Source organism: Klebsiella grimontii (assembly GCF_900200035.1).
Classification (GTDB): Bacteria; Pseudomonadota; Gammaproteobacteria; order Enterobacterales; family Enterobacteriaceae; genus Klebsiella; species Klebsiella grimontii.
The window spans coordinates 99,283-111,225 of sequence record NZ_FZTC01000020.1; the positions used below are offsets into that span (position 1 = coordinate 99,283).

The window sequence follows — 11,943 nt, forward strand, 5'->3', positions numbered from 1 at the left end:
GGGTAAAATGATGCCCTACATCGCGTCCAGCGCTTTTTGCAGCTTCCAGATATAGCGCGGCGCCTGCGGAGCCGGGTGTTTCTTCACTACATGCTCAAAGAAATCATCGGCGTCCATATCGTTAATCTCCTCGATCGCATCCTGGCGATTGGACGAGAACGTCCGCAGCAGCGCGCCTGCGCCGTTAGCATAGGAGACCACCACCGCGTAGCGCATCACCTGCGGGTCTTTAATTCCCGCCAGCGGACCGTTTTCGAGAATGCTTAAATAAGCGGCCCCCATGGATATATTACGCTCGGGATTTTTCAGCTCGCTCACCGAAGGATCTCCGCTCCAGCCCATCCGCCGGTAAACATCGCGACCGGAGGTCGAGGGTTTCAGCTGCATCAGGCCAACCGCGCCGGATTTGCTGACCACCGTCGGGTTGCCGCCGGATTCAATGGCGATGATCGCGGTAATCAGCTGCGGGTCAACGCCCCATGCCGCACCGGCTTTTTCGCTGATTGGCATCCACTGCATCGCCCGCTTAACCGGGACTTCCGGATTCCACGGCGGGTTACGATAATCGTGTTTTGAACTACAACCGGCCAACAATACACATAAAAAAACACACCATCTCAATTTCACACATCTATCCTTATTGGCTGAAGTTTGCCGCACGGAGATGACAATAAACGCTCCAGGCGGCATGATAACCCTTTCATTCTTAGCAAGGAATTGTCATGTCTCAGTTTTATCTCATCGCCCCTTCCGGTTACTGCATCAACCAGGAGGCGGCGTACCGCGGCGTACAGCGTCTGCAGGAGGCCGGGCATCAGGTCGCGCACCAGCAGGTCATTCCCCGCCGGGCGCTGCGGTTTGCCGGAACTGAGAATGAACGCCTTGGCGACATCAACCAGCTCGCCGCCCTCGACGGCAAAAACCGTATCGTGCTGGCGGTACGCGGCGGCTACGGCGCGACTCGCCTACTGCCGCACATTGACTGGCAGGCGCTGATCGCCCGCCAGCAGCAGGATCCGCTGCTTATTTGCGGCCACAGCGATTTCACCGCCGTTCAGATGGGCCTGCTGGCAAAGGGTAGCATAATCACTTTTAGCGGACCGATGCTGGCGGGAAACTTCGGCGCGGAAACGCTGAACGAATTTACTGAACACCATTTCTGGCAGGCGCTGCGCGACCCGGCGTTTACCCTCGAATGGCACGGCGAAGGCCCGGACTGCCGCGCCGACGGTACGCTGTGGGGCGGCAACCTGGCGATGCTGACCTCGCTTATCGGCACCCCGTGGATGCCGCAGATTAGCGACGGAATTCTGGTGGTGGAAGATATTAACGAACACCCGTTCCGCGTTGAACGAATGCTATTGCAGCTGCTTAACAGCGGTATTCTGGCGCGCCAGCGGGCAATTATCCTCGGCAGTTTTACCGGCGCAAACGCCAGCGACTACGATGCCGGTTACGATCTGCCGATGGTATACGACTACCTTCGCCAGCAGCTTAACATTCCGGTCATCAGCGGTCTGGATTTTGGTCACGAACAGCGCACGGTCACCCTGCCGTTTGGCGCCAGAGCATTGCTGGTCAACAACGCGTCCATCACCACGTTAAGCATCAGCGGCCACCCGGTTCTGGCAGAATAAAAATTCCTCTAACGCATATCCCGATCGGCGTCAGATTGTTAAAATGGTGTAGTTTTTAATTTATCTTCACGCCGGTAAGGAGTACGTCAACATTGGACGCCGCTGCGGTCATCAGTCTGTTTATCCTGGGTTCTGTTTTAGTAACCTGTAGTATTTTATTAAGTTCCTTTTCCTCACGCCTCGGCATCCCGATCCTGGTTATCTTCCTCGCCATTGGGATGCTGGCGGGGATTGACGGTATCGGCGGCATTCCGTTCGACAACTACCCTTTCGCTTATATGGTGAGCAACCTGGCGCTGGCGGTTATCCTGCTTGACGGCGGGATGCGCACTCAGGCCAGCTCCTTTCGCGTGGCGCTGTGGCCCGCGCTGTCGCTCGCTACGGTAGGGGTGCTGATCACCTCGGCCCTGACCGGAGTGATGGCGGCCTGGCTGTTTCATCTCAACCTGATCGAAGGAATGCTGATCGGCGCTATCGTCGGCTCGACTGATGCCGCGGCGGTGTTCTCTCTGCTCGGCGGTAAAGGACTGAATGAACGCGTCGGCTCGACGCTGGAAATTGAATCCGGCAGCAACGACCCGATGGCGGTGTTCCTGACCATCACCCTTATCGAGATGATTCAGCAACATGAGACCGGCCTGAGCTGGATGTTTGCGGTGCATATCGTGCAGCAATTCGGCCTGGGTATCGCTATCGGTCTCGGCGGCGGCTATCTGCTGCTGCAGATGATTAATCGCATTGTGCTGCCGGCCGGGCTTTACCCGCTGCTGGCGCTGAGCGGCGGGATCATGATTTTTGCCGCGACCACTTCGCTGGACGGCAGCGGCATCCTCGCGGTCTACCTGTGCGGTTTCCTGCTCGGCAACCGGCCGATTCGCAACCGCCACGGTATTCTGCAAAACTTCGACGGCCTGGCGTGGCTGGCGCAGATCGCCATGTTCCTGGTGCTCGGCCTGCTGGTCACGCCGTCAGACCTGTGGCCTATCGCTATCCCGGCGCTCATTCTGTCGATGTGGATGATCTTTATCGCCCGTCCGCTGTCGGTATTTGCCGGTCTGCTGCCGTTTCGCGGCTTTAACCTGCGCGAACGGATATTTATCAGCTGGGTTGGCCTGCGCGGCGCGGTACCGATTATTCTCGCCGTATTTCCGATGATGGCCGGTCTGGACAATGCGCGGTTGTTCTTTAACGTGGCCTTCTTCGTGGTGCTGGTGTCGCTGCTGTTGCAGGGAACGTCGCTCTCCTGGGCGGCGAAGAAAGCCAAAGTGGTGGTGCCGCCGATCGGATCGCCCATCTCCCGCGTCGGGCTGGATATTCACCCGGAAAACCCGTGGGAGCAGTTCGTTTACCAGCTTAGCGCCGAAAAATGGTGCGTCGGCGCGGCGCTGCGCGACCTGCATATGCCGCCGGAAACGCGGATTGCCGCGCTGTTTCGCGACAACGTTCTGCTGCACCCTACCGGCAGCACCCGACTGCTGGAGGGCGATATTCTCTGCGTTATCGGCCGCGAGCGCGATTTACCCGCGCTGGGTAAACTGTTCAGCCAGTCGCCGCCGGTCGCGCTCGATCAGCGCTTCTTTGGTGATTTTATCCTCGACGCCAATGCCAAGTTCGCCGACGTCGCGCAGATTTACGGCATCGATGGCGGTGAGGAGTTCCGCGATCGCCAGCAGTCGCTGGGTGATGTCGTGCAGCAGCTGTTGGGCGCCGCGCCGGTCGTCGGCGACCAGGTGGAATTTGCCGGCATGGTGTGGACGGTGGCGGAAAAAGAAGAGGATCATGTCCTGAGGGTGGGCGTACGAATGGCGGGAGATGAGGCGGAGTAACCCGCCCCACGACAAGTTACACCGTCACAACCGGTACGCGCGGCGCCAGCGCGCACATTAACTCATACCCGACGGTGCCGCAGGCGGATGCGACATCGTCGATTTTAATCTCTTTGCCCCACAGCTCGACCGGCGCGCCGATCCCTGCCTGCGGGCAGGGAGTCAAATCCACCGCCAGCATATCCATCGAGATGCGCCCTACCGTCGCGGTGCGAACGCCGTCAACCAGCACCGGCGTACCGCTCGGCGCCAGACGCGGGTAACCATCGGCGTAGCCGCAGGCAACGATGCCGATGCGCCGCTCCTCCGCCGTACGCCAGGTCGCGCCGTAGCCGACCGCTTCCCCGGCTTTCAGGTTCTGCACGGCAATAATTTCGCTGCTTAACGTCATCACCGGTTTCAGTCCGGTGTTGGCCACATCCTGCCACAGGCCGGAAGGCGAAGCGCCGTACAGCACGATCCCCGGCCTCACCCAGTTAAAATGCGACTCCGGATGCCACAGGGTGGCCGCCGAATTCGCCAGCGAGCGCGGGCAATCCAGCCCTTCCGCCGCCTGCTCAATACGCCGCATCGGCTCCACGATGCCGTCCGGGTTTTCCGCTTCGGCAAAATGCGACATTAACGTCATTTCACTGACGTTATGCAGCGATCGCAGCTGCTGCCAGACGATGTGCAGACGATCCGGCATAAAACCCAGCCGATTCATCCCGCTATTCACCTTGACGTAGATATCGAGCGGCGCGTGCAGCTTCGCCTGCTGGAGCGCCTTGATTTGCCAGTTACTGTGCACGCTGGTGGTCAAACGGTACTTATCAAACAGGGCCAGCTCATCGGCGTGGAAAAAGCCTTCCAGCATCAGTATCGGCCCTTTCCAGCCCAACTCGCGCAGCAGGATCGCCTCTTCAAGATTGAGCATCGCGAAACCGTCCGCGGCGCTAAGCGCGTTCCAGACTCTCGCCAGGCCGTGGCCATAAGCATTGGCTTTGACCACCGCCCACAGGCGCGAAGCGGGCGCCGCGCGGCGAACAATTTGTTGATTCTGGCGTAAGGCTGACATATCAATGCTGGCCTTTACAGGACGAGACATGAAAGCTCCTTGTTAATTGTGAACGCCATGCAGATGCTGAGCGCGGGCCGGCGTAAAGCCGCGACCGTAGCGGGCGACGGCAAGATCGTCATACGGGATCGCCGGCGTGCGTCCGGAGATCAGGTCGCTAATCAGCTGCCCTGAACCGCAGGCCATGGTCCATCCCAGCGTACCGTGGCCGGTATTCAGCCACAGATTTTTATACGTCGTACGCCCCACCACCGGCGTACCGTCCGGGGTCATTGGACGCAGTCCGGTCCAGAAGGTCGCCTGTTCAACGTGGCCGCCGCGCGGGAACAGATCGCGCACCACCATCTCCAGGGTTTCACGCCGCGGCTGCAGCAGTTCTTTATTAAAACCGACAATTTCCGCCATTCCGCCAACGCGAATCCGACGATCAAAGCGGGTGATGGCGATTTTGTACGTTTCATCAAGGATAGTCGATACCGGCGCGCCGTCCTCTTCCGCGATCGGAATGGTCAGCGAATAGCCTTTCAGAGGGTAGACCGGAATGTCCACCAGCCCTTTCAGCATGGCCGTCGAATAGGAACCGAATGCCATCACGTACGCGTCCGCTTTAATGATTTCAGCGCCGCACTTCACGCCGGAGATGAGATCCCCTTCATAGAGCAGTTCATCGACGGGGGTATTAAAACGGAAGGTCACGCCCGCCTGTTCCGCCATGCGGGCCAGACGGGTGGTGAAGAGCTGACAGTCGCCGGTTTCATCATTGGGTAAACGTAAACCGCCCGTCAGCTTGTGGCTCACTTCAGCCAGCGCCGGTTCAACTTCCAGCAGGCGATTCGCCTCCAGCAGTTGGTAAGGCACGCCCGCCTCCTGCAGCACCGCGATATCGCGGGTGGCGTTTTCGAACTGCTTGTCGGTGCGGAAAAGCTGCAGCGTGCCGCCCTGCCGACCTTCATATTGGATACCGGTACTCTCGCGCAGCGCCTTCAGGCAGTCGCGGCTGTACTCCGCCAGGCGCACCATGCGTCCTTTATTTTCCATATAGTGGCGAGTGTCGCAGTTGCGCAGCATCTGCCACATCCATTTCAGCTGGAACGGGGTGCCATCCAGCCCGATGGCCAGCGGCGCGTGGCGCTGGAACATCCACTTAATCGCCTTCAAGGGTACGCCCGGCGCCGCCCACGGCGCGGCATAGCCGGGAGAGATCTGCCCGGCGTTAGCGGCGCTGGTCTCTTCGGCCGGCCCCGGCTGACGATCGATAACCGTCACTTCATGTCCTGCCTGGCTTAAGTACCAGGCGCTAGCGACTCCTACTACCCCACTTCCCAGTATGACGACGCGCATAGCGGCTCCGTAATCGTTAAAGAACAATCATCTGATTACAAATTGATAACTCAGATGAAAATATTATTCAACATACGCTTTATTTATGGTGACTTATCTCACAGGGTTCTGCGCCAGCGCAGCCCCCGTCGGTTTACCATCTCCTGCTGCGCCTCATTTTTCTACAGAATAAAATTCTGTTTAAATCGTGGAATATCGCGTTTCAAATGGTGAAATCGCGAAGAAAAGAAAATGCGGATGGACGCAGTTTGCGACGCCGTGTTCTATGCTTGTTAAGAGGTTTTCCGTACAGAGAGAACCATCAACAACGAGGGCGCGCTAATGGCTACGATTGATTCCATGAACAAGGACACAACCCGTTTAAGCGATGGACCCGACTGGACTTTTGAGCTGCTGGAGACCTATCTGGCAGAAGTCGACCGGGTGGCGAAGCTGTATCGTCTTGACACCTATCCGCACCAAATCGAAGTCATTACATCCGAACAGATGATGGATGCCTACTCCAGCGTCGGGATGCCGATTAACTATCCGCACTGGTCGTTCGGTAAAAAATTCATTGAGACCGAACAGGCCTATAAGCACGGTCAACAGGGGCTGGCTTATGAAATCGTCATTAACTCCAACCCCTGTATCGCCTATTTGATGGAAGAGAACACCATCACCATGCAGGCGCTGGTCATGGCGCACGCCTGCTACGGGCATAACTCGTTTTTCAAAAATAACTACCTCTTTCGCAGCTGGACCGACGCCAGTTCAATCATCGACTATCTCATCTTCGCGCGGAAATACATCACCGAATGTGAAGAGCGCTATGGCGTAGATGAAGTCGAGAAGCTGCTCGACTCCTGCCACGCCTTGATGAACTACGGCGTTGACCGCTATAAACGTCCGCAGAAAATCTCCCTGCAGGAGGAGAAGGCGCGGCAAAAAAGCCGGGAAGAGTATCTCCAGAGTCAGGTGAATATGCTGTGGCGCACCCTGCCGAAGCGCGAAGAGGAAAAGACGATTGAAGCGGCGCGCCGCTATCCTTCAGAGCCGCAGGAAAATCTGCTCTATTTTATGGAGAAAAACGCGCCGCTGCTGGAACCCTGGCAGCGTGAAATCCTGCGTATCGTGCGCAAGGTCAGCCAGTATTTTTATCCGCAGAAGCAGACTCAGGTCATGAACGAAGGCTGGGCGACCTTCTGGCATTACACCATCCTTAATCATCTTTATGACGAAGGAAAAGTGACCGAGCGCTTTATGCTGGAGTTTCTGCACAGCCACACCAACGTGGTGTTCCAGCCGCCCTATAACAGCCAGTGGTACAGCGGCATTAACCCCTACGCGCTGGGTTTCGCCATGTTCCAGGATATTAAACGTATTTGTCAGTCGCCGACGGAAGAGGATAGATACTGGTTCCCGGATATTGCCGGTTCAGACTGGCTCGAAACGCTGCACTTCGCGATGCGCGACTTCAAAGATGAGAGCTTTATCAGCCAGTTCCTGTCGCCGAAAATCATGCGCGATTTCCGCTTCTTTACCGTGCTCGATGACGATCACAATAACTATCTGGAAATATCCGCTATTCATAATGAAGAAGGATATCGTGAGATTCGTTCGAAGCTTTCAGCGCAGTACAACCTGAGCAACCTCGAGCCGAATATTCAGGTATGGAACGTTGACCTGCGCGGCGACCGCTCGCTCACCCTGCGCTACGTTCCGCATAACCGTGTGCCGCTGGATAAAGGCCGTCGCGAGGTGCTTAAGCACGTCCACCGCCTGTGGGGGTTTGACGTTCTTCTTGAGCAGCAAAACGCCGATGGTAGCGTTGAGCTGCTGGAACGTACGCCGCCGCGGCCCAATCCGCTATAGCGCGTGAAAAGCAAAACGCCCGGTGATAGCACCGGGCGTTTTTTATTCGTTGGCGGGGTCTAGCGCATATTAATCGCCAGGTCACCCGGCAAATTCTTCTGCATACGGTGCCAAATCTCACCGCTGTCATGCCCGTAGCGGCGCACGATTTCATAAACCTGTTCATGAAGCTTTTCTTCACATACCTTCGCCAGCTGGTGATAGAAGCCGAGCGCCAGGCTACGCGCTTCCGGGTTGGCAAAATAGTGACGGCCAATCCGGGTGTATAAACCTTTCATTCCATTGAGGATCAGGCCGTAGATGGGATTACCTGAAGCAAAGGCCAGACCGCGGAAAATGTTATAATCGAGTTCGGCAAAAGCGTCGGCGTGGTCTTCAATTTCACGCGCGCTCGCCAGAACTTCCAGCGCCTTGTCAGGATGCTGGCGGAAAGCGGTACGGATAAAAATCGTCGAAATATTGGTACGTACGGACAGCAGATTATCAATCAGCTGCGGTACGCTGTCATGATCGAGACGCGCCAGGGTTTCGAGAATATTCAGGCCTGAAGTTTCCCAGAAGTTGTTCACCTTGGTAGGCTTACCGTGCTGAATGGTTAACCAGCCATCGCGCGCCAGACGCTGCAACACTTCACGTAAGGTTGTACGGGTAACACCAATCAGTTCAGAAAGTTCACGTTCAGCGGGAAGAATTGAACCAGGAGGAAAGCGGTTATTCCAGATACTTTCAATGATGTACTCTTCAGCGAAACCCGCAGGGCTTTGCGCCTTAATGACCATAATAAGATTTCCATTACACAGCGTTGCTATTCGACTCATCATACCAGAGCGGCCAAAAGGCAGATAGCGCCAGAAAGTAATTAAAAAGGGATCGCCGTTTCATTTTCAACTTTTCATTTCACACTTTCTGTTGCTAAAGAATGTGATGCGAAGAAAGTTGCGCCCCATTTTGCGCAACTGGTAATCTTGCGTATAGTTACGCATAAAATCATGTTTCAGAATTTGGCGGAGAAAGGATGTCTGTCGTGGAAATGTCGTATGGCCGCGCCCTGTGGCGCAACTTTCTTGGTCAGTCCCCGGACTGGTACAAACTCACTCTCATCATTTTCTTAATCGTTAATCCGCTGGTCTTTTATCTTCATCCGTTTATTGCCGGGTGGCTGCTGGTTATCGAATTTATTTTCACCCTGGCGATGGCGCTCAAATGTTATCCGCTGCTGCCGGGCGGTCTGCTGGCGATCGAAGCGGTGTTTATCGGGATGACCACGCCCGGGCATATCCGGGCGGAAGTTGCCGCTAACCTTGAAGTCCTGCTGCTGCTGATGTTTATGGTGGCGGGGATCTATTTCATGAAGCAGCTGCTGCTGTTCATCTTCACCCGTTTGCTGCTCGGCATCCGCAGCAAGATGCTGCTGTCGCTGGCGTTTTGCGTCGCTTCCGCCTTTCTTTCCGCATTTCTCGACGCGCTGACCGTTGTCGCGGTCGTGATTAGCGTCGCCGTGGGTTTCTACGGTATTTATCACAAAGTCGCTTCGGCGCGGCCGGACGATGACGATGTGCTCGACGACAGCCATATCGAGCAGCACTATCGCGATGTCCTGGAGCAGTTTCGCGGCTTCCTGCGCAGCCTGATGATGCACGCCGGGGTCGGCACCGCGCTCGGCGGCGTGATGACGATGGTTGGCGAACCGCAGAACCTGATTATCGCCAAAGCCGCGGGCTGGCACTTCGGCGAATTCTTCATGCGCATGCTGCCGGTAAGCTTGCCGGTGCTGGTCTGCGGCCTGCTCACCTGCCTGCTGCTGGAGAAATTCCGCCTGTTTGGCTACGGCGAACCGCTGCCGCCAACCGTGCGTAAAGTGCTGCAGGATTTTGACGATCGTAGCCGCCAGAGCCGCAGCCGACAGGATCGCCTGCGTCTTATCGCCCAGGGGATTATCGGCGTTTGGCTAATCATCGCCCTGGCGCTGCACCTTGCGGAAGTCGGTCTGATTGGCCTGTCGGTCATCATTCTGGCGACCACGTTTTCCGGGGTCACCGATGAACACGCCATCGGCAAAGCGTTTACCGAAGCGCTGCCGTTTACCGCGCTGCTGACGGTCTTTTTCGCCGTTGTGGCGGTGATTATCGATCAGCACCTGTTTGCGCCGGTGATCGAATTCGTTCTCCAGGCCTCGCCGCACGCCCAGCTGTCGCTGTTTTACCTGTTTAACGGCCTGCTGTCGTCGATTTCGGATAACGTCTTCGTCGGCACCGTCTATATCAACGAGGTCAAGTCCGCTCTGGAGCAGGGAACCATCAGTTTGCCGCAGTTCGAGCTGCTGGCGGTGGCGATCAATACCGGCACCAACTTGCCATCGGTCGCCACGCCGAACGGCCAGGCCGCGTTTCTGTTCCTGCTGACTTCCGCGCTGGCTCCGCTGATTCGCCTCTCCTATGGCCGGATGGTGTGGATGGCGCTGCCGTATACCCTCGTCCTGACCCTCGTCGGCCTGGCCTGCGTCGAGTTTACCCTGATGCCGGCTACCCAGTGGATGCTGGAGCACGGTTGGCTGGTGACGCCGCAGCTGCTGAAATAAAATCATCCATGCCCGGCTCAAAACGCCGGGCATTCCATATTCGTTTACGTAATATTTTCAGACTAGCTGCTGGCGTCGCTACGGTTTTCGTTTACACTGCCATGATTTAGCATGTTCCAGGGAAATGATTATGTTGCGATATTTAAACCAGTGCTCAAGGGGACGCGGTGCCTGGCTCCTGATGGCGCTAACCGCGTTTATTCTTGAATTGGTGGCGTTATGGTTCCAGCACGTGATGCTGCTGCAGCCGTGCGTACTGTGTATTTACGAGCGCTGCGCGCTATTTGGCGTGATGGGCGCCGGTATCGTCGGCGCCATTGCGCCAAAAACCCCTCTGCGCTATGTCGCGATTGTGATTTGGCTCTACAGCGCCCTACGCGGGCTGCAGCTGTCATGGGAACACACCATGATTCAGCTTCACCCTTCCCCTTTCCAGACCTGCGATTTCGCCGCTCGTTTCCCAACGTGGCTGCCGCTGGATAAATGGCTGCCTCAGGTGTTTGTCGCTACCGGTGACTGCTCCGTACGCCAGTGGGAATTCCTGACGCTGGAAATGCCGCAGTGGCTGGTTGGCATCTTCGCCGCCTATCTGGTGGTCGGTGTACTGGTGCTTATCGCTCAGCCGTTTAAACCTAAAAAGCGCGATCTGTTTGGTCGCTAAGAACCATTGCTGATAATGCGCTCCTCCGGGAGCGTTTTTTTTTGCCTGCGCGTTGACGTTGTTGCCATAAAGATACATATTAAATGCATCTTATAAATGTTAACTGAGGAGCACATCATGTCTCATTTGCGTATTCCCGCTAGCTGGAAGGTAAAACGCTCCACCCCATTCTTTACCAAACAGAACGTCCCTGCCGCTCTACTGACGCACCACAACACCGCTGCGGGTGTTTTCGGCCAGCTTTGCGTGATGGAAGGCACGGTAACCTACTATGGTTTCGCCGATGAACAGGCGACAGAACCTGAGGCAAAGGTTGTTATCAACGCCGGGCAGTTCGCGACCAGCCCGCCGCAGTACTGGCACCGCATTGAGCTCAGCGACGACGCGCAGTTCAATATTAACTTTTGGGTTGCGGACGACGCCGACGGTGAAAGCGGGCTGTTCCACGCGAAGAAAAGCTAACTGAGCGCCTACTGCGCCCAGTCTGGTTTATTCAGGATATGATCCTGCCAGTCAACCACGGTGGCTTCTTTCACCGCAATATGGCGAACCGAGATGCGTTCGCCATGCATCGCCGCCTTCGAACCGGTTAACAGCGGATGCCAGTGCGGCAGCGGCTGACCTTCCGCCAGCAGACGATAGGCGCAGGTCGGCGGCAGCCATTCAAACGTAGGCAGATTGTCGCGGGTTAGCTTAATGCAGTCCGGCTCATATTCGAAGCGGCGCTCATAGTTACGGCACTGGCAGGTTTTGATATTGAGCTGACGGCAGGCGACGTTGGTAAAATAGATTTCGTCGGTATCCTCATCCATCAGCTTATGCAGGCAGCACTGTCCGCAGCCGTCGCAAAGTGATTCCCACTCCGCATCGCTCATTTCATCCAGTGTTTTTTGTTGCCAGAAAGGTTGTTCGCTCATTGGGATGTCCGTCATTGCAATTCAGGGTGCACCTTATAACCAGTCTGGCACGCCGTTGCAAGTTTTGCCGCC

The 11,943-nt window shown here is 56.4% G+C and carries 11 protein-coding genes; 6 read left to right on the forward strand and 5 right to left on the reverse strand.

Annotated features, from left to right (window positions below; translation table 11 throughout):
• Positions 1-15 precede the first annotated feature (15 nt).
• Entirely contained in the window at positions 16-627 is a 612-nt protein-coding gene (emtA, locus tag KOSB73_RS19165) for a membrane-bound lytic murein transglycosylase EmtA (RefSeq protein ID WP_009651970.1), read from the reverse strand.
• Positions 628-722: 95 nt separating this feature from the next.
• On the opposite strand from emtA, the gene ldcA reads away from it, so the two are divergent.
• The gene (gene ldcA / locus KOSB73_RS19170; protein WP_049103517.1) at positions 723-1,637 is read left to right on the forward strand and encodes a muramoyltetrapeptide carboxypeptidase; all 915 of its coding nucleotides are present in this window, start codon (positions 723-725) and stop codon (positions 1,635-1,637) included.
• A 92-nt stretch (positions 1,638-1,729) separates the two neighbouring features.
• Positions 1,730-3,463 (forward strand): potassium/proton antiporter, encoded by a 1,734-nt coding sequence (locus KOSB73_RS19175; protein WP_049103515.1) that lies wholly within the window; start codon positions 1,730-1,732, stop codon positions 3,461-3,463.
• 16 nt (positions 3,464-3,479) lie between these two features.
• Here KOSB73_RS19175 and dadX read toward each other — a convergent pair whose 3' ends face one another.
• Positions 3,480-4,550 (reverse strand): catabolic alanine racemase DadX, encoded by a 1,071-nt coding sequence (gene dadX, locus KOSB73_RS19180; RefSeq protein WP_049086310.1) that lies wholly within the window; start codon positions 4,548-4,550, stop codon positions 3,480-3,482.
• Between the two features lie 12 nt (positions 4,551-4,562).
• Positions 4,563-5,861: a D-amino acid dehydrogenase gene (locus KOSB73_RS19185; protein ID WP_064342859.1), complete on the reverse strand. Its 1,299-nt coding sequence runs from the start codon at positions 5,859-5,861 to the stop codon at positions 4,563-4,565.
• Positions 5,862-6,182: 321 nt separating this feature from the next.
• On the opposite strand from KOSB73_RS19185, the gene KOSB73_RS19190 reads away from it, so the two are divergent.
• Complete coding sequence (locus KOSB73_RS19190; RefSeq protein ID WP_004138526.1) at positions 6,183-7,715, forward strand: SpoVR family protein; 1,533 nt, start codon at positions 6,183-6,185, stop codon at positions 7,713-7,715.
• A 59-nt stretch (positions 7,716-7,774) separates the two neighbouring features.
• Here KOSB73_RS19190 and fadR read toward each other — a convergent pair whose 3' ends face one another.
• Complete coding sequence (fadR, locus tag KOSB73_RS19195; RefSeq protein WP_004121962.1) at positions 7,775-8,494, reverse strand: fatty acid metabolism transcriptional regulator FadR; 720 nt, start codon at positions 8,492-8,494, stop codon at positions 7,775-7,777.
• Positions 8,495-8,739: 245 nt separating this feature from the next.
• Here fadR and nhaB point away from each other — a divergent pair, with 245 nt between their 5' ends.
• The 3 genes from nhaB (at position 8,740) to KOSB73_RS19210 (ending at position 11,416) form a co-directional block, all read left to right on the forward strand.
• Positions 8,740-10,293, forward strand: coding sequence for a sodium/proton antiporter NhaB (gene nhaB / locus KOSB73_RS19200; RefSeq protein WP_064343402.1), 1,554 nt, complete (start codon positions 8,740-8,742; stop codon positions 10,291-10,293).
• 130 nt (positions 10,294-10,423) lie between these two features.
• Positions 10,424-10,954 (forward strand): disulfide bond formation protein DsbB, encoded by a 531-nt coding sequence (gene dsbB / locus KOSB73_RS19205; RefSeq protein WP_004103253.1) that lies wholly within the window; start codon positions 10,424-10,426, stop codon positions 10,952-10,954.
• 117 nt (positions 10,955-11,071) lie between these two features.
• A complete protein-coding gene (locus tag KOSB73_RS19210; protein WP_004138523.1) occupies positions 11,072-11,416 on the forward strand; it encodes a TehB family protein in 345 nt (114 codons plus the stop codon).
• An 8-nt stretch (positions 11,417-11,424) separates the two neighbouring features.
• On the opposite strand, the gene KOSB73_RS19215 is transcribed toward KOSB73_RS19210, so the two are convergent.
• On the reverse strand, positions 11,425-11,871 hold the full coding sequence (locus KOSB73_RS19215) for a YcgN family cysteine cluster protein (protein WP_004121966.1): 447 nt from the start codon (positions 11,869-11,871) through the stop codon (positions 11,425-11,427).
• Between the last annotated feature and the right edge of the window lie 72 nt (positions 11,872-11,943).

Coding starts and splice junctions, on each gene's coding strand:
- dadX (WP_049086310.1), bottom strand. CDS start 4,550: ATGTCTCGTCCTGTAAAGGCCAGCATTGATATGTCAGCCTTACGCCAG.
- KOSB73_RS19210 (WP_004138523.1), top strand. CDS start 11,072: ATGTCTCATTTGCGTATTCCCGCTAGCTGGAAGGTAAAACGCTCCACC.
- ldcA (WP_049103517.1), top strand. CDS start 723: ATGTCTCAGTTTTATCTCATCGCCCCTTCCGGTTACTGCATCAACCAG.
- fadR (WP_004121962.1), bottom strand. CDS start 8,494: ATGGTCATTAAGGCGCAAAGCCCTGCGGGTTTCGCTGAAGAGTACATC.
- KOSB73_RS19215 (WP_004121966.1), bottom strand. CDS start 11,871: ATGAGCGAACAACCTTTCTGGCAACAAAAAACACTGGATGAAATGAGC.
- KOSB73_RS19185 (WP_064342859.1), bottom strand. CDS start 5,861: ATGCGCGTCGTCATACTGGGAAGTGGGGTAGTAGGAGTCGCTAGCGCC.
- dsbB (WP_004103253.1), top strand. CDS start 10,424: ATGTTGCGATATTTAAACCAGTGCTCAAGGGGACGCGGTGCCTGGCTC.
- KOSB73_RS19190 (WP_004138526.1), top strand. CDS start 6,183: ATGGCTACGATTGATTCCATGAACAAGGACACAACCCGTTTAAGCGAT.